Annotated in this window: 16 protein-coding genes; all 16 read right to left on the minus strand. The window is 35.5% G+C overall.

The genetic code is table 11. The annotated features are described in order from the left end of the window. Nucleotides 1-11: 11 nt before the first annotated feature. The gene (locus tag I6F47_RS02680) at nt 12-653 is read right to left on the minus strand and encodes an acetyltransferase (protein ID WP_197183281.1); all 642 of its coding nucleotides are present in this window, start codon (nt 651-653) and stop codon (nt 12-14) included. Continuing rightward, complete coding sequence (locus I6F47_RS02685; protein WP_269435538.1) at nt 646-1,245, minus strand: sugar transferase; 600 nt, start codon at nt 1,243-1,245, stop codon at nt 646-648. The genes I6F47_RS02680 and I6F47_RS02685 overlap by 8 nt, the downstream gene beginning before the upstream one ends. Further along, entirely contained in the window at nt 1,238-2,464 is a 1,227-nt protein-coding gene (locus tag I6F47_RS02690) for a glycosyltransferase family 4 protein (protein WP_197183283.1), read from the minus strand. The genes I6F47_RS02685 and I6F47_RS02690 overlap by 8 nt, the downstream gene beginning before the upstream one ends. 154 nt (nt 2,465-2,618) lie before the next feature. Next, nucleotides 2,619-3,392: a glycosyltransferase gene (locus I6F47_RS02695; protein WP_197183284.1), complete on the minus strand. Its 774-nt coding sequence runs from the start codon at nt 3,390-3,392 to the stop codon at nt 2,619-2,621. Nucleotides 3,393-3,405: 13 nt separating this feature from the next. Continuing rightward, complete coding sequence (locus I6F47_RS02700) at nt 3,406-4,479, minus strand: EpsG family protein (RefSeq protein ID WP_197183285.1); 1,074 nt, start codon at nt 4,477-4,479, stop codon at nt 3,406-3,408. A 13-nt stretch (nt 4,480-4,492) separates the two neighbouring features. Next, a complete protein-coding gene (locus tag I6F47_RS02705; RefSeq protein WP_197183286.1) occupies nt 4,493-5,296 on the minus strand; it encodes a hypothetical protein in 804 nt (267 codons plus the stop codon). A gap of 163 nt (nt 5,297-5,459) precedes the next feature. Then, complete coding sequence (locus tag I6F47_RS20525; protein ID WP_231609139.1) at nt 5,460-5,741, minus strand: acyltransferase; 282 nt, start codon at nt 5,739-5,741, stop codon at nt 5,460-5,462. A gap of 230 nt (nt 5,742-5,971) precedes the next feature. Further along, a complete protein-coding gene (locus I6F47_RS02715; protein ID WP_197183288.1) occupies nt 5,972-7,231 on the minus strand; it encodes a lipopolysaccharide biosynthesis protein in 1,260 nt (419 codons plus the stop codon). Continuing rightward, nucleotides 7,228-8,637 (minus strand): hypothetical protein, encoded by a 1,410-nt coding sequence (locus I6F47_RS02720; protein ID WP_197183289.1) that lies wholly within the window; start codon nt 8,635-8,637, stop codon nt 7,228-7,230. Before I6F47_RS02720 ends, I6F47_RS02715 begins: the two co-directional genes overlap by 4 nt. A 30-nt stretch (nt 8,638-8,667) precedes the next feature. After that, entirely contained in the window at nt 8,668-9,717 is a 1,050-nt protein-coding gene (gene pseI / locus I6F47_RS02725) for a pseudaminic acid synthase (RefSeq protein WP_197183290.1), read from the minus strand. A gap of 7 nt (nt 9,718-9,724) precedes the next feature. Next, nucleotides 9,725-11,248 (minus strand): UDP-2,4-diacetamido-2,4,6-trideoxy-beta-L-altropyranose hydrolase, encoded by a 1,524-nt coding sequence (pseG, locus tag I6F47_RS02730; protein WP_197183291.1) that lies wholly within the window; start codon nt 11,246-11,248, stop codon nt 9,725-9,727. Beyond that, nucleotides 11,242-11,928, minus strand: coding sequence for a pseudaminic acid cytidylyltransferase (gene pseF, locus I6F47_RS02735; protein WP_197183292.1), 687 nt, complete (start codon nt 11,926-11,928; stop codon nt 11,242-11,244). The genes pseG and pseF overlap by 7 nt, the downstream gene beginning before the upstream one ends. A 2-nt stretch (nt 11,929-11,930) precedes the next feature. Then, nucleotides 11,931-13,091, minus strand: a complete 1,161-nt coding sequence (gene pseC, locus I6F47_RS02740; RefSeq protein WP_197183293.1) for a UDP-4-amino-4,6-dideoxy-N-acetyl-beta-L-altrosamine transaminase — start codon at nt 13,089-13,091, stop codon at nt 11,931-11,933. Nucleotides 13,092-13,095: 4 nt separating this feature from the next. Then, on the minus strand, nt 13,096-14,115 hold the full coding sequence (gene pseB, locus I6F47_RS02745) for a UDP-N-acetylglucosamine 4,6-dehydratase (inverting) (protein WP_197183294.1): 1,020 nt from the start codon (nt 14,113-14,115) through the stop codon (nt 13,096-13,098). Nucleotides 14,116-14,227: 112 nt separating this feature from the next. Continuing rightward, nucleotides 14,228-15,187, minus strand: a complete 960-nt coding sequence (locus I6F47_RS02750) for a Wzz/FepE/Etk N-terminal domain-containing protein (protein ID WP_197183295.1) — start codon at nt 15,185-15,187, stop codon at nt 14,228-14,230. Nucleotides 15,188-15,279: 92 nt separating this feature from the next. After that, nucleotides 15,280-17,958: an SLBB domain-containing protein gene (locus tag I6F47_RS02755; protein ID WP_197183296.1), complete on the minus strand. Its 2,679-nt coding sequence runs from the start codon at nt 17,956-17,958 to the stop codon at nt 15,280-15,282. Nucleotides 17,959-17,969: the final 11 nt, after the last annotated feature.

A 17,969-nucleotide genomic window follows, 5' to 3' on the forward strand; every position in this document is an offset into this window, starting at 1 on the left:
TTTAAAAAGGCTTAACTATTATCTGAAACTTTAGTGCAAGGAGAGCCATAAGCAATTACACCAGATGGTATATCTTTGACAATTAAACTACCTGCACCAATTAATGTATTGTCGCCAATATTAATAAGTTGTTTTACTTTACTTCCAATACCTACCCAACTACTTCGCCCGACGCAAACTCCGCCAGCTAATGCTGTACCTGGACAAATATGGGTAAAGTCACCTATTTTACAATCATGCTCAATTATAGCTGAAGTATTAATTATACAGCCACGGCCTATTACTGCAAAAGCGTTAATAACAGTATTAGCAGCTATGACAGACCCTAAATCTATTTGAGCATATTTACTTATAATTGCACTTGGGTGTATTAGGGCTGGTAGTGTGTAGCCATTTTTGGCTAACGTTGTTATTTTTTCTTCTCGAGTATTATTGTGACCTATAGCAACAGCAACATTTATGTTGGTGCTAGGTACATTGAGTAAATCTGAAAATGTACCTATAACAGACCAATGCTCTATACTTTTTTTATCAGGATATGCATCATCATAAAAGCTAATACTAAAACCTAGTTGCTCTGCAATATCAGCTATTACTTTACCGTGGCCACTAGCCCCTAAAATAGCCAACGTTTTTACAGATGGCTTAGTCATTGTTAGAGCCTTTAAAAGGTTCAATAGTTACGTGCCCATCAGCACTGATGCCTTCTCTTACAAAAACTTTTTTTACAGTTAACAGTAATATTTTCATATCGAGTAGAAAGCTTTGATTTTCTACATACCATACATCAAACTTAAACTTTTCATCCCAGCCAATTGCATTACGCCCGTTAACTTGTGCCCAACCTGTTATACCAGGTCTTACATTGTGGCGTTTAGCTTGCTCTGAGTTATACAGCGGTAAATATTGCACTAATAGTGGCCGAGGCCCAACTAAGCTCATATCGCCTTTAATAACATTAAACAAACCAGGTAGCTCGTCTAAACTAGTTGAGCGTAAAAAAGCGCCAAACTTAGTCATTCTTTCGTTATCTGGAAGCAAGTTACCGTGCTTATCTTTGGCATCGAGCATGCTTCTAAACTTCATCATTTTAAATACTTTACCGTGTAAACCAGGGCGGTTTTGCGTAAATAAAATAGGTGAACCTAATTTTATTCTGATTAGCACAGCAACCAGTAATATAACTGGAAGTAAAATCAAAAATACAATTATTGAAACCGTTAAGTCAAAAAGATACTTAATCATTAATAGCATCCTGTAGCGTTTTTTCGACTCTTGTAGCCATCATGTCTCTAGAAAAATGTTCATAAGCTAGTGTTTTACAGCTATTCACGGCTGTTTCGTAATCAGATTTACTGTCAAGGAAGTCACTAATAAGCATACTAGATGCCTTGTAATCATCCGCCTCTAAAACTAAGCCACATTTGTGTTCTTTAATGAAGTCTTTTTGCCAACCACCGTAATTAATAGCGATAGGCGTTTTTGAAGCTAATGCATCAAACAGCTTATTTGCAGAATTATGCCACATCTCTTTTACTGGACCGAATAATGATAAAGATAAGTCTGCAGCAGATAATAAACGAACTATTTCTGTTTTTGGTACTGGGTCAAGAAAGTATAGGTTTTTATTGTAAACACCTAGCGCCCTTGCTTCGCTTATTATCTTCTCTTTCTCCATCCCGTCACCAATTGCAACAAAACATAAATTTGGATTAGAGTTCTGCGCAGCTTTTGCCAAGCTCACAATATAGCTCACATTATTAATTAGACCGAACGTACCCGTATATACAATAAGTTTTCTACCATTAACAAAACCTAACTTAGATTTTAAATAATCAATGCCGACATCTTTACTAACATCAAACAAACTCGTATCACAACTATTTGTAGCAAGGGTTACTTTGTCAGGCGAAATACCATGCTTTATTATTCCATCACACATGCCTGGTGAAAGACCAATCAATCTAGTTGAATTTTTATAGGTATATTTTTCTAACCATGTTGCAAATTTAATTATGAATTTATTTTTTATGACGCCTGCAGCAACTGGCAATTCAGGCCAAAGATCGCGTACCTCAAATACTAGAGGCCTTTTTTTGCACTTAGAGTAAATCACCCCTGGTATCGCAATAGTTAAGGGTGTACTTGTGGCAAAAACCACATCGGCTTTGATAGAAAAAGATTTAACTGTTGAGCTTACTGAAAACCTAATAAATTTTAAAATTCGCTTAAAAAAACTATCTTTATTTGAATATGCTAAATGTAGAACGTGTAGTTTTATACCCTCAATATCTATAAGGTTCCAACCATAGTTTAGATTGTAGTTATCTGAAAAATAAGCCGAGCTAGTAATAAATGTAACATCATGACCGCTTTTAACTAGTCGCTTGGCCATCTCATAAGATCGCGTTCCAGCATTTGACTCGGGCGTAGCAAAGTATTGATGTAAATATAGGATTTTCATTAGTTATCCTGTTTATAGATTTGTACTGATAGGTTTGACATTAATTTGATAAAAGCCAGAATTTAATGGTATCAAAAATTTAATTATATAAGTGATTAATTACACATGGGAATAATCTTTAGTTAAAATTATTATGGCTATATAATGCTTAAAATTACCTTTTAAAATAAGTTCTTAACATTAGTATTATCTTTCTATAAAAAGACAACTCAGCAGGAATGTATATTGCCCATCTAATCATTAGAGGGAAGCTAATATAAAACGGGTAAAAACGTAATAAATAACCGCGTGCAGAAAAGCGTCCTTTATGGTCAATCTCTCTACCTTCAAGTTCTGTGGTATGAAAACATGTAGCTAAATCTAGATATTTTACCTTTGCATTGGACTGAAATAAATTTAATACAAACTTATTTTCTTCACCGCAAGGAAGATCTGTACCCAAGCCCAAATTTGTATCAAATTTAATATTTTTATCGTTTACAAATTCTCGCCGTACGACTATTTCAATTGAAGATATTTTTAACGAATTGGTTAATCGATGAGTTTCATGAAAAGTATAATTTTTATAAAATTCATTTTTATTTTCTAATGATTTTACTTTAATAAAAACAAGATCGTCTCTTGATTCTGAAAGAGTTTCTAAAAGTTTCTGTAGAGCTTCAAATTCTATTTTTATGTCATCATCTTGAATCCATAACCATTTATTTTTATTTTCTTTAAGTAGTGTGTTTCGACTGCGGCTTAGTCCTGACTCATTTGTTTTTAATACTTTTATTCTTTCAGAGATAACTATAGCCACATTCTCTGGTTCTCTTTGAGAGCAAATTAAAAAATCAATACTAGGATCAATTTTTTTAATGTTATCCTGTATATATATAATCAACTCACTCAAAGAAGAAGCGACAGTTGATATGCCTATTGTTAACATGGAAGCCTTGTAATTAAAAATAAATTTTACCCAATATATTATAAGGTATGTATTGTTCTGCATTTGTTATTTTGTAAACAAAAAAAACAACAATCAACGATACTATAAACAAATAAACGAGCTTGCCTCCTCCCTTAAATATACGCATCAAGTAAGTCAAAAGAACTATATTCGTTATGTTGAAAATAATAACAAATCGATCACTTAAATCCTCAAACTGTAAAAACAAAATACTTAAGATAAGACCAATAAAACTCAGGTTGAAAAATAAGTTGTAATATTCAAACCTTTTTTCTAACCTTTTGTAATAATATAATAAAATAAAGAACATTAAGGGCTTTTCTATGAATGAGAAAGAAAATGGCTTTGGTTCTCCAGAGGAAACATATGATTTAAAAGCATAAAGAATAATATTCGAACTTGGCAAGGCGTCAGCTAGTAATTTAATTATATTGATAGCCTGTAAAAATATAGAACTCGCTAAGATCAACAAAAATACGCGGGGACTAAATTTTTTGTGTACAAAAAAGTACAAAGGTAATACAGCAATTAAACTAACATGAAATGTAATTCCTATTATATTTAATAAAAAGTAACCATAAATATTTCTACTTTTAATGTACCGTATGGAATATAAAAATATTGCTACAGCAATACCTTGCCTCAAAAACATCATATTAAACTGAAAATAACCATATCGCATGTATAGTAGTAATGCAAAAATGGTCATTGGTGTATAAATAGATACACTTTTGTACGTTAATCCAATTGTAAATAATGCAGTGACCACTAGAAAAAAATTAAAGTCTTCAACGAAATAATGAATAATAAAATTATAAGTTAAGTATCCCTTTTCTAAGCGGCTATTATCTGAAAAGTAATTAAATAAGTTAGATAGATATTCAGGCGCATCATAAAACACCTGATGGTACACTTCCCAATCAGGCTTCGCACCAACCTCATGCCTTAAACCAGCAAACAGAGCTAGTACAAGAACTAAAAAGTACCCTAGAAAACTATAATCTTTTTTTGCTATAGATGAATATGAAAACAAAACAACAACAGCAATAAGAACTAGATAAATCATTTACAAGAAGTCACTATTCATCGAGTTTTAAATCTAAGATCAATCTTTCATATAAAGAGTCTTTATCAAAAACTGAATTTTTATCTAAACCATCTCTTCTCAATTGTTCATTCCATAAATGTACGGCTTGAGCCCCATCCAGGTTAATATGCTCGTCACTAGCAAAAAATATATGCTTCCAATCAGCGGATGGAATTGGATAATATTTTTGGATTGGTGCAGCAAAATTAAGTAAACTTCCTTTTTTCACAAAGCCTGTAAGTGCTTTTGGGCCGGTAATTCCCCACGGTAGATATGAGAAATCCCCTCTTCCCCATGTCCTTCCTATAAGTTTTCTGATTAAGAACTTAAAAGTATCCCATTTTGTAAATTGAAATGGATTATTGCAGTAGTTACTTAAATTAGAAAATAACTTGTTACCCGATTCCTGAGTTCCAATTACGGCATTGTTTATATAAGTATCATTTTCAAAGCCAAAATCGAGCTCGTTCTCAATGTAAAATGGAGATAAACAGATAACGTCCATATCAACCCAATAGGTATTGCTACACTTTAAAAGCATTTCATATCTAAAGTGATTTGCAAAACCTGCGTAACTTCCCTTTCCCTTGCCAGTGACTGCTCCATAAGTGAATATTTTATCTCTAGGGAGTATTGAATTAGCGTCTAGTACTTCCACACCTTCAGGTATGTTTAGCACTTCATCATAAGTATACAAGTACACTTTATGCCCTGCGCGCAAAAAAGACGTTAAACACACTCTCTCTAATCTAGATAAAGATCCACCGATCCATAATGATCTTATTTCTGCCAACACTATATCTATACCTTTTTATTAATTTCGTGGCTTTATTACAAAACGATAATGAATAATCGACTAGTAATTTAAATATACCTTTGATAATAAGGTATTGCTTATTAAACTACTTAATATCTTAATACTCATTAGCAATAGTTAAATAATTCAGCCAAATAATGCTCTAATTAAACTTCTCTTCGTTTTTAAGCCTAAAGTAATGCTCAGAATCTCTATGACTAAAAACAACAGCAGGGTGTCCGCCTGCAATAGCGAGTGTAGGAATATCAGATACAACCACACTACCAGCCTGTATTACAGCCCCTTCACCAATTTTAACCCCACCTAAAATAATAACTCGGTTTCCTAGCCAAACGTTATCGCCTATTTCAATATCCTTTAAAATATAAGTATTGTCATAAGGTAGGGCTCCGCCATTAATATTATGGTTTTGAGCTATCATCATGCACGACGACCCCGAGTGGAAGTTATCACCTATTGTAACCCTGCCCCCACCCGAAATTTGCATTCCATTAAAATGACAATTGCTTCCCAAATATGTATTTCCATTGAAGCTGCTTTTATAGTTGATATTAGGCAGTTCTTTACAATAAGAAATTTGTTTAAGCGCTTTTTTGGTGTAATATTTTTTTCTGAAACGATATTTTAATTTGCGCATTAAGTTTAATATACTTTTCATTTTAACTCTCTTAGCCCCCATGGCATATCAAATAGTTTTGCACTGACAATCCATGTGCAGATAAACTGCCAGACATTTGCAATCAAAAAGGCAAATCCCGCACCAATTATACCGTAGTGTGGAATTAGAATTAATAACAAAGCAATATTAATCACACCTGAAGAAATAGTTACATATGATAAGTATTTGGTTTTCTTTATATAAAAGATATAATTCGTTACCATAAAGTACATGCCTAGAAAGATTTGCCCTGCGATGATAAAGGGTAATACTTCAGCAGCTTGGTAGAACTTTTCACCTACTATAAGTTTCAATATCGTCGGAGCAATAAAAAAAGATAGTAACGCCATTAGAATTAAAAAAACAAAATATATATATGTTTTTTTAACAATCGATATTTTTTTATTAAGATCATTTTCTTTTAGCTGACTAAACAACCAAGGAGAGTAAGCTTTGTTAATACTAGTGAAAATAATATTTAAAGCATTACCTAAGCTAAGAGCTACCATGTAAATTCCCGTCATCTCCAAACCTAGCTCTTTATTTATTATTAATCGGTCAATAGAGAGTAATAAAAAACCGCCTAGCACATGCGGTATAAGTGGCACACCAAATGATAAAGCATATTTAATATCATTTATATTATATTCAAATGTAACTAGCTTATCTTTACGAAGAATTATGTAAGATACAAAGCCAATCATTGTACTTGTTATAACAATTGCGAAAATACGTCCATCTGAACCTAATTTAAATAAAATAACAAACAATAAACTAAATAATAAAACAACGAGTGCATTCGTGATTTGAAGTACACCATACGACTTTGCTCTGCCTCTAATTTGCCATTGTCCTAAGCGTATATTTAATATAAAGCTAAAAAAAACACTCAATATACCTAAGTAAACCCAAGTCGTTGGAATACCTAAATATGCAGCTAAAAAATTATCGATAAATGCTAAAATGATTAATGATAAACTCGTACTAGCTAATAATATAAAAAAGCAATTTCCATTGAACCTCGCAAGTTCAGCTGGAAGAATATTTTCATCAAAAAAACGGCGATTGGCGGCGCCATTTACACTTAAACCTATTAAAGCAGCTAAGGCACTAGTGAAAATGATAAACATAGCAATTTGGCCGTATTCTTCAGGTGTAAGGTAACGAGTTAGAATAGGCAGTAATATAAAAGGTATTAAGGCACTTGCTATAGAGCTTAATACATAGATTGAACTACTTTTGAAGAAACCACTCATAATTGTCTTATGTCATAAAGTGTATAAAAATTTGATTTAGATAGTTTGAACAAATCATTAAAACTTTCATTGGTTAAGATTTTTTTTATTAACTCAGCAGAAAGCTCTCCCTCTTGATGCTCCCACTTTGTCATATATGTTGCGCTATATTTTTTTACCGCTTGACTACGCTTTTTAGAAGAGCAATAAATAACCCCTTCTTTAATAGACTGTTCAATATTATCTAAATTTAAAGGGTATACTAAGCCGTTTTTTTTATACTCATAATAATCAGACATATCTGCATCAGAAGAAAATTCATAATATAAGGTTGCCTTTCCTGCTAATGCAGCTTCTAGGTGAATACTAGAATTAGCTGACACTAAGCAATTTATTGAATTAAAAAAAGAGCTCAAACTATTTGTAGTTGGATCGCACCACTGAATTTGGGTGTTAGTAATAATAACCGATAACTTTTTTAAAAAAGAACTCGGTTGAGATGGGTGTGTTCTTACTAATATTTTATTTCCGCACTCAACTAATCTTTCAATCAATACTTTTAAGTAATCGAAATCATCCAACATGTTGACAGCTATTCCTACATCAAAAGCACCAGTTACATCCTTATTTGTGTTTATTAACTTTTTTTGACCACTTAAAAACACGTTAGCAGGAAATACTGATACACCTGGTAGATTATCAACGCACATTTTATATGTTTCATAAGCTATTTCACCATCAAGCAATGCATAATCGTACTGTAGGGGCGGGAATAACTTCGAAACAGACGCGTGTTGCATATAAAAGGTTTTTATATTTAACATTTCACATACAAGGCGTAAGCACCTATTCGCGCTATTATGATCGTTAGATAGTATGACTAACTTTAGATTTCCTTTACTCGATAGCTTAGTTAGCGTCCTGATAAAGTAAGGTAAAAAGGTATAACTCTGACAAAGTGCAGAAAAAAAGTAATTTATTTCAAAATTTTTATTTGCTTTTTTTAATTTAAAATAAAGTCTTGGGGATTTAATAACAAAAGTACATACACTGATTAAAAAATCAAATATATTAATTGAGAAATCATTACTTTTCCCTTTAATAACTTTTGACGTAATTAAATTATATGCAATATTCAACCTGTCTAATCCATTTAAGGTTGAGTCAAGGCTATTATATTGATTATTAGTCCCCGCAAATACTAATATCTCATGAGCACTATCTAAGTTCTCTTTCCTAAAACGAACTAATTTTAATAATGTATAAAAATATAAACATATTTGTGGAATTATTCCCGGATGTTTGGACTTCAACCTTTTATAACTATCTAAACTTTCGAGTTTGGTTCCAAAAAAATACGCCAAAACACACTCATCTTCCTTAGATAAACAAGTGTGCATCAATTTAAAAGTTTTTATTATGCTCATTTTACTTCAACAACACTGAGAAATAATACTTCACTTTACAAGCTCATGCGAAAGAGCAGTTCCTGAAGGAATACTTGAACTAGATATTTTACCTATCACGCCATATAAATGCTTAGGAGCTAGTCCATAACCAGGCCTAATACTCTTTACATTTTCATGCGTAAATAATTCACCTTTAGCGATATCCTTTACCACATAGAGTGAACGCCTAAATATTGCATTGCCTTTTTCACTCTCTTTTCGCTCGTAATTTACTTTACCAACCGCTTCCCATGCTATTTTAGAGTCTCTACACAACTGTAGTAACTCTGGCTTTTCTAATGAGAAGCTATCATCTGGTCCACCGCCATTTCGATCAAGCGTGACATGCTTTTCTATTAAACATGCACCTAAAGCCACTGATGTAATAGCCGTCGTATTATCGATAGTATGATCTGATAGACCCGTTAATACATCAAAGCGTGTGGCCATATCTGCAACAGTCGCCAGATTGTAATCTCCTGAGGGCGCTGGGTAACCACTCACACAATGCAGTACAACAAGCTCTTCACAACCTGCATTTCTGGCAGTTTCTACTGCTTCACGAATTTCTTCTTCGTTAGCCATGCCGGTTGATATAATCATTGGCTTACCTGTTTTAGCAACGTACTCTATTAATGGTAAGTCAATAGCTTCAAACGATGCTATTTTATAAGCAGGCGCACCAAGTTCTTCGAGTAAATCAACGGCAGTAAAGTCAAACGGCGAGCTAAAAATAGTGATACCTAACTCTTTGGCTTTTTCAAATAAAGGTTTGTGCCATTCCCACGGCATGTGTGCTTCTTCATATAAGTCATACAGTGTTTTACCGTCCCACAACCCACCTTTAATTAAGAATTCAGGATTATCACTTTTCATTGTTATGGTATCAGGACGATAAGTCTGCAGCTTCATTGCATCTGCACCACACTCTTTTGCCATTTCCATTATTTTGTAGGCATTTTCGATATCACCGTTATGATTCGCTGACATTTCAGCAATGATATACGGCGCATAGTCAGGGCCAATTTTTCTGTTATCGATAGTAATAAATTTATTCATAAATCCCTCACTCCACAGGTTGTCGAGTAAATTGCTCTTCATTAATTCGTTGGTAGCCAGCTCGGCTAAACAAAGCTTGTGATGCTGTATTTTCTTTTAGTACAACAGCATGTATAATTTTTGTAGGATGTAATATATCTACTTGTTTTAAAGCGAGTTTCGCAACCCCTTTACCAAAGTGCTCTGGCGCTATAAAGATGGAAATGGTATACGTGTTTTCGGCTGTCTTATCTAACCTGACTACGCCTACAGAAACCGCTTTTTCATCTTTGCTTTTGGTTAATTCAATCACATAAAAGTAGTCACTTTTACTTGCTAGCTTTTTAGTCATCCAAGCCTGATGCTCAGCTAAACTCGGAACGTCTTTATTAAGTGCATAACGTCGTGTTTCAGGTTCACATTGCCAAGCGTACACCTGTTCAACATCAAGTTGTGTCGCTAATCTTAGGCTTAGTGAGCTATCAAGTAATTGGGTAATGTGCTTCATTATTCGCTTAACACCTTGCCCATCACATAACTGCAGGTTTATTGTTCGCATTTTTGAATAGTCAGTAATTAACTGCTCATACGCCTTGATTAAGTTTTTACTAATCGCCTCTAACTCAACGCTAATTGCAGCACCAACGACTTCTAAATTTTTACAAATAGTCTGCTGGTTATCAGCAAGTGCAATAACAATACTCGGTAACCCGACACAAGCACGTTCCCATGACGTTGAGCCTGGCGCGCCAATGGCAATATCATGCTCACACATGAGAGTAGCCATGTCATCTACAAAATCGATGTGAGTCAACCACGCACTTTGCTCTATAGCAAACTTTGTAACACTTTTGTAATGAGGTGCTCTTGTGCTAAGCAATACAGTTGTTATAGGCGGGTTAACACTATCTTTTAAAACTTTAAGTACTTGTAAGCTTGCATTGGGGGCGTCTATGCCTCCCATTGACAGTAATACACGAGGTCTATTTTTTAATGTATTTACTGCTGCCAACTGCGACAAATGACGAGATGAGAAATGAGTGTTTATAATCGCGTATTGCGTACCTGTTAAGGCGGTGGTCTTAGGGTTTAATAAATGATATTCGCTTGGCTCTCTAAGCAATGTTTGATCTATAATTAAGTCTGCAGCGTGCTCTCTTACTAAATCGTCAATTGCAATAACTTTACAGTTATATGCTTTTTTCACTACCTTATGCCACTGTACACCAATACCATAGTGGTCTGTAATGACTAAATCAGGGCTATCAAATGCGGTAGCGCATTCTTGGGCATCATCATACTCAGTGACTTGCAACCACGAGGCATAATCCGCAGTCGAGGTTGGTACTAACCAATCTGAAGGTTGCTGCAATTCATAAATAGAGAAACCACGCTGCTTTATAAATGTGACTAAATCACCGTTTTGCGGGCGGGTGGCAAATAAAACGTCGTGACCATCTAGTTTTAGGCTATCAGCCAATACTAAGCAACGCATGATATGTCCGCTGCCTATGTAAGAAGACGCATCAGCCCTAATTACGACCTTTAGCATTCAATCGCTCGGAACAAAGCTTCTGCTAATTCCCAATCTTCAGGTGTATCTATGTCTTGTACTCGTTTGCGTGGTAACAAAACAGCCTTCGACCTTGTTCCGAAAATAGCTTTTTTTGCTATAAATGCCTTGGCAGTACCCCAGTAAAACTGCCCTGCATCATGGTAGGCCTCTTCTAAATCTTGAGAACGAGTATTTAAATGTTCTGGCTGAAACATTTCGACACAGCGTGCATCATTAAGCTTTAAAGCTCTTTGAATTGGAAAAGGAAAACTTGTTGCACTGAAGGCGTAATCTACATTACTCGATGTCAGCTCTATAAATCCGCGCTGAATAAACTCAGGTATTAAAAAAGGAGCGGTTGCATATATACAACATACATTTTCAACGCCCCATTCCTGTAACTCGGTATACTCAACAGCATGCTTTATTACATCAAGCGTGGTTGCATAATCATCCGCAATATTAGCAGGACGCATAAAAGGTACTTCTGCCCCATATTGTATTGCAACTTCGGCTATTTCAGCATCATCGGTAGAGACAATTACTTTATCAAAACACTTGCTGTCTAAAGCCGCTTCAATTGAATAAGCAATCATTGGCTTACCATGAAACTCTTTGATATTTTTCCTCGGTATGCGTTTACTGCCACCACGTGCAGGGATGATTGCTATATTCATGATTAGGCTTCTAATATTTGTGTGAGCGTACTGATAACTTCGTCTTGCTGCTCATGGGTCATACCATGAAACATCGGTAATGAAATAGCATTGCTGTAATAACTCTCTGCATTTGGAAAGTCACCTTGTTTAAAGCCCATTTTTTGGTAATAAGGCTGTAGGTGCACAGGAATATAATGCAGGTTTACACCAATACCGTTTTCTCTTAGCTCGTCAAACACTTCTTTGTGCGTTTTGCTAATTTCATTTAGGTTTAAACGAATAACATATAAATGTAAGCCAGAATAAGTATTAGGTAACTGATAAGGCAGTACAATCGGTAAACTAGCTAGCTTATCGTAATAACTCACTGCTAATTCATGACGTGCAGAAACAAACTCACCTAAGCGGCTCATTTGCGACACACCGAGTGCAGCTTGCAGCTCTGTCATACGGTAGTTGAAACCTAAATCCACTTGCTCATAGTACCAACCACCATGAGATGCATTTTCCATTAATGCTTCGTCACGTGTTATTCCATGGCTTCGGTAAAGTGCCATTTTGTCTGCAAGTGCTTTGCTATTCGTCAATGCCGCACCACCTTCTGCAGTGGTAACAATTTTAACAGGATGAAAGCTAAACACGGTAATATCACTGTACTCACATGAGCCAATTGGTTGTTCTAAATAACGGCCACCTATTGCATGTGAAGCATCTTCAATGACTTTAAAGCCATACTCTATTGATAACGCATGGATTGCTTTCATGTCACATGGCTGACCACACAAATGCACTGCAACTAAAACTTTAGGCAAAACACCTTCTTTTTTAGCATGTACTAATTTTTGCTCCAATGCTTTTGGGCAAAGGTTGTAAGTAGCGGGGTCTATATCAACAAAATCTACTGAGGCTCCGCAATACAAACCACAATTAGCTGAGGCTACAAAAGTGACTGGTGTTGTCCATAATGTATCACCTGCCCCTAGCCCAAGCGCCAAACAAGCAATATGCAAAGCTGACGTTGCACTATTAACGGCAAGTGCGTGATCCGCACCTGTCGCTTTCATAAGTGCATTTTCAAAAGCGGGGACTTGTGGCCCTTGCGTCAAAAAATCCGACTTTAGGACATTAACCACTGCATCAATATCTGCTTGAGTTATATCTTGCTTTCCATACGGTATCATTTTGTTAGCCTTGCACTTCAAATGATGGATCTACATGGTCAATAATAAGTTTACGCAAACCCTCTACTGTTTCCCATTCAGTATTTGTTCCTGAGTTGTATTTAAAACCGAACGGTACTTTTTCAGCTTTGTGATGAGCAAGGTATTCTTCTTCGGTATATGTATACGATACAGATGGTAAAATTGCGTAGTAAGGACCCAAATCAATCGTATTTAACGAGTCAGTATCTGTAATCATTTCTTCATGTAGTTTTTCACCTGGGCGAATACCTACATCACGCGTTTCGCATTCAGGTGCTACGGCTTCTGCGATGTCTAAAATTTTGTATGACGGGATTTTAGGGATGAATATCTCACCACCTAGGTGGTTGCCCAAGGCAAACATAACTAGATTAACGCCATCTTGAAGCGATATATTAAAACGCGTCATTTCATTGTGTGTGATTGGTAAAATACCTTCTTTTCGTTTTTCTAAAAAGAAAGGAATAACAGAGCCACGAGAGCCCATCACATTACCATAACGAACAACGCTAAATTTAATATCTTTAGAGCCGCGAATATTGTTAGCAGCAGCAAATAATTTATCTGATGCGAGTTTAGTAGCACCGTATAAGTTAATTGGTGCACATGCTTTGTCTGTCGATAGTGCAACAACATCTTTGACACCACATGCTAATGCAGCATGAATAACATTTTCAGCACCATCTATGTTTGTACGAATGCATTCTGTTGGATTGTATTCAGCGGTATCAACCTGCTTAATAGCTGCTGCGTGAATAATTACATCAACACCTTCACACGCTTGTGTTAAACGCTCTTTATCACGAACGTCACCAATAAAAAAACGTAATTGCGGGTAATCGTATGCTGGGTATTTTTGTTTTATTACAGACTGCTTTAATTCGTCACGCGAATAGATGATTATTTTTTTTACATCTGGGTAGCGCGCTAAAATAGTTTCTATAAATTTTTTACCAAATGACCCAGTGCCACCAGTAATTAACACTGTTTTTTTGTTTAACATATTAATTCCTTAAATATTTTTATACTTTATGTATCGAATACAAAATGTATCTTTATTCTTTGATATACCAAAATGCTTAGAGCAGCATATTCATAAATTAATTTAGAGCTTTTCAGTCATTCGCTTTCTTTAAAAAGTATCTAGCGAGCACTATTAATACGCTTAAAATTCCTCCAAAAAGAAAACCTAATATACAAATTAATGCACGCTTCGGCTTAAACTTTTGTTCCGGTACTAATGCTGGATCAATTGTTTTAAATACATATTCGTCTCGTACATTTGCAAACATAATAGTTTTTGTTTGCTCTTCAATTAATTTATATAAAACAGTTCGAATATCTGCAACTTTTGTTTGTTGTAATTGCTCTGTTAGAAATTCAGTGCTTTTATTAGCCTCTTCAACATCTCTAGACTTCATTACAGTATTTATATCTTGAATTAACCAATTAACCCACCGCTGCGCAATTACTGGCGAAACATGCTCAATTGATATAGTTATCATTCCGCTTTCTTTGCTCATATCAGCAGTAATAATTTGGCTAAACTTTTTGAAGGCTTCTTGCATTGATGGCTCTGGTTTAAAAGGAGCGTTTACTTCCCTTAACCATTTTTTTTCTTGTTCGTTATATATCTCTTCGTTGTATTCAATACTATTATCTACTTGATTCCATGACTTAACAGCCATTAAGTCTGGTAAGATATTGTGCCTTTTAATAAAGTTAAAAGTGAATTGGCGAGACTTTAAAACCTCAAGCGCTAATTGGGTTTTGTTAGCAGTGCCACTACCGCCTAAATTAACTCCAGCTAAGCTAGCTAAACCACCGAATTGACCTGCTAAAGCACCTAAGCCACCACTTTGCTCTTGCTCTGCAGCAGCAAGTAATGCTTCTGATTTATAAACATTTGGTTGCTTTAGAGCATAAAACACTGATGCAATTGTGAATAAGACAGTTATTAAAATTACTACCCATTTACCTTCCCAAATGACAAAGAATAGCTCACTTAAATTTACTTCATCATCAGCAATGGTTGGTACAGATAGGTTTTTAGTATGTGCGTCTTTACTATTCATATATATCTCTATTCAGCAGCTATTACACAAAAACCAAACTCAGGCTTAATTTTCGCGCAATAGCATAATACAAAGTAATATTTACTTCTTTATTAAATACTACTAATCGCAGCAACAGCAACACCAAGTTGATAAAGAATTTGTGTTGCAGTACTCCAAAGTGTCAATTTATCCATGTGATCGGCATTCATAGGAATTACAATAGTATCCCCTGGTTCTAACTGTTCTGCATTATTTGCCGCGAACCAGCCACCTGTATTTGGTATTTTCACTGAACCATTGGCTTTAATAATGTAAATGCGATCTTCAGCGGCACGCTCTTTAAGGCCACCACTAAGCGCTATGTAATCATCGACACTAACACCAGATTTATATAGATGTGACGTTGAGTAGTTAACTTCACCAATTACGCTAATTGAATCGCGCTTGCTTGGTACATAAAGTGTATCGCCATCTTGTAATACTAAATTTTGTTGGTTATTTACAATTAAAGGTAAATCAATTACTAAACGTCCTACGGCTTCAACACTAGCTAGGTCGTTTAACAGCATGTTCATTTCTTCATAAGAAAGTGTATTGCTACTTACCGAGTTTTGGAAGCTTTTAGAAGCGATATCACGGCGAAGTTCTGTAGATAAACGTGCTAACTGCTTTTCCTCTTGTTCTTTAATTGACGCACGAGTAAATATTGCAGCTTTTTGCTCTGCAAATTTTGAAAAACCACCTGCACGCTCAAGTAATTCAGTTAGCGTTTCACCGCGGCGTATAGTGTACGTACCAGGAAATTTAAGCTCGCCTTTTAATTCTACTTTTACGTTTTCTTGCCAATTTGGAATAGCGAATACGTTTATGCTGTCTTTGCTTTGTAACGTAATATTACTTTGAAGGTCGCCCTTCATGGCACTTTCAAGGTCAAATCTTAAGTGTTCTATTTTAGAACCATCGCTGGCTACAATACGTGTAATTTCAGCTTGTTTTACGTAGGCAGACTCTAAAAGGCCACCGGCTGCTGTTATTAAATCACTTACTTCACCACCAATCATTAGTGGATAAATACCAGGAAAAGTAACGTTTCCGCTAATCTCAACTAATTGCATAGCTTGCTGCACTGATGCTTGCTGCTTAAATTTAGCAATAATTGGCGCTAGTAAGTTATGGCGGCTAAATAATGCGTAATCTTCAGGTTTGAGTTCTTGGTCTTCTTCTTTTTTTGCTTTACGTTTAGAAATTTCAGCAATTGTTAGTATTTTATTGTCTTCAAGAACAAGCTCTTCGTCTTCTTGATTAACGCCAATATATTTTTCGAATTCTTTTTGCTCAAACTTATGCCATTGCTCTGCTTTTTGTTGCTGCTCTTGTTGCTCTTGGCTAAGGGCCATATTTGCTAGAGCTGATTGCTCTGCTTCTTTTTCTTCAAAACGACTAAATACAACTATTTTGTCATTTGCTTGAAGCTGTATATTATTTTCAGAGTTTTTAATAATAGCTTGAGCAACATCAAATTGATGTGCTTCTATATCGCCGTTTATATTTATTTCGCGGATTACGAGTCCGTAGCTTAAATCTGCTTGCGGTAGTAAGTCACCACGTACTGATTTAAGTACATCAGAAATACGCTTACCTTGGTGCCATTGATAATTACCTGGGCGTGCTACCGCTCCAATTAGACTAACCGAATTTTGATATTGCGAGCTAACTGAATTAAAGCGAATACGATCGCCATCTTGTGGAATATAGTTAATTTGCGATTTTGAAAAGTCTACCGAGAGTACTTCTTTACGATCGAAGTTAAAGCGCTCTACAATTGCGCTTTTGGCATATGCATTTGGTTTAAGGCCTCCAGCCATTGCTAATAACTGCTTAGCAGACTCACCTTTTTTAAGTTCAAAGATAGCTGGGCGTTTAACCGCACCTTCAACTCTTACTTGAGCGCCAACTGATGGAATAAATACAGCATCGCCCGGCTTTAATACGATATCGTTACTGCTATCGCCATTAATAAGTAAGTCGTAAAGGTCAAAGTTTGCAACTACGTTGCCTGCGCGTTTAACTTGAATATTACGAAGAGAGGCAATGTCAGAAACGCCACCGCTTACGAATAATGCGTGCGAAACGGTTGTTAACGAAGAAACACTGTAGCTACCCGGCTTATACGCTTCTCCTAGCACTAAAATACGCATGCTACGAAGTTGGCCAAGCGATATAAAGGCTTTTACACCAATAACTTCCTGCTCTACTTTTACTTTTATTAGTTCTTTAATTTCAGCAAAGGTTAAACCAGCCACTTCTACAGGGCTCAGATCAGGAATACTAATACGTCCTTCACGGTCAACTATGACTTCAAAACTGTCACTTTCTTTACCATAAAAGTTAATTTTTAATTGATCGCCAGGACCTACAATATAAGTATCGGGTACTGCGGCATTTTCGCTTGGCATAAATGTAGTGGGTTCACCTGCAAACAACTCATAACCATATGGTTTTAGTTCGTCTGCTTTTGGTTTGAAGCGCTCTTCATCTGTTAGCTTTTCTTTTTCTGGCTCTGCGCGCTCGCCAATACTGTTTTGTTGCTCTGTATTATTTTGATTATTGGATTGGTTTGTACCGGTGATCGTTGAAACATCAACACCATACTGTTTTGCTAGGGCTTCTTGCTGAGCTTTTGGCAGCTTTTTAAATTGCTCAATTTGAGATGCTGTTGGCGTAAAAGCCAAAGTACTAAAACTACAAAGTAGAATAAAAGCACTAATAAATTGTGTAAAAACTTTCACGAGTAGGTATA

It is taken from the genome of Pseudoalteromonas sp. NZS37 (assembly GCF_015864265.1).
In the GTDB taxonomy this organism is placed as follows: domain Bacteria; phylum Pseudomonadota; class Gammaproteobacteria; order Enterobacterales; family Alteromonadaceae; genus Pseudoalteromonas; species Pseudoalteromonas arctica.

Coding starts and splice junctions, on each gene's coding strand:
- I6F47_RS02680 (WP_197183281.1), bottom strand. CDS start 653: ATGACTAAGCCATCTGTAAAAACGTTGGCTATTTTAGGGGCTAGTGGC.
- I6F47_RS02685 (WP_269435538.1), bottom strand. CDS start 1,245: ATGATTAAGTATCTTTTTGACTTAACGGTTTCAATAATTGTATTTTTG.
- I6F47_RS02690 (WP_197183283.1), bottom strand. CDS start 2,464: ATGAAAATCCTATATTTACATCAATACTTTGCTACGCCCGAGTCAAAT.
- I6F47_RS02695 (WP_197183284.1), bottom strand. CDS start 3,392: ATGTTAACAATAGGCATATCAACTGTCGCTTCTTCTTTGAGTGAGTTG.
- I6F47_RS02700 (WP_197183285.1), bottom strand. CDS start 4,479: ATGATTTATCTAGTTCTTATTGCTGTTGTTGTTTTGTTTTCATATTCA.
- I6F47_RS20525 (WP_231609139.1), bottom strand. CDS start 5,741: ATGATGATAGCTCAAAACCATAATATTAATGGCGGAGCCCTACCTTAT.
- I6F47_RS02715 (WP_197183288.1), bottom strand. CDS start 7,231: ATGAGTGGTTTCTTCAAAAGTAGTTCAATCTATGTATTAAGCTCTATA.
- I6F47_RS02720 (WP_197183289.1), bottom strand. CDS start 8,637: ATGAGCATAATAAAAACTTTTAAATTGATGCACACTTGTTTATCTAAG.
- pseI (WP_197183290.1), bottom strand. CDS start 9,717: ATGAATAAATTTATTACTATCGATAACAGAAAAATTGGCCCTGACTAT.
- pseG (WP_197183291.1), bottom strand. CDS start 11,248: ATGCTAAAGGTCGTAATTAGGGCTGATGCGTCTTCTTACATAGGCAGC.
- pseF (WP_197183292.1), bottom strand. CDS start 11,928: ATGAATATAGCAATCATCCCTGCACGTGGTGGCAGTAAACGCATACCG.
- pseC (WP_197183293.1), bottom strand. CDS start 13,091: ATGATACCGTATGGAAAGCAAGATATAACTCAAGCAGATATTGATGCA.
- pseB (WP_197183294.1), bottom strand. CDS start 14,115: ATGTTAAACAAAAAAACAGTGTTAATTACTGGTGGCACTGGGTCATTT.
- I6F47_RS02750 (WP_197183295.1), bottom strand. CDS start 15,187: ATGAATAGTAAAGACGCACATACTAAAAACCTATCTGTACCAACCATT.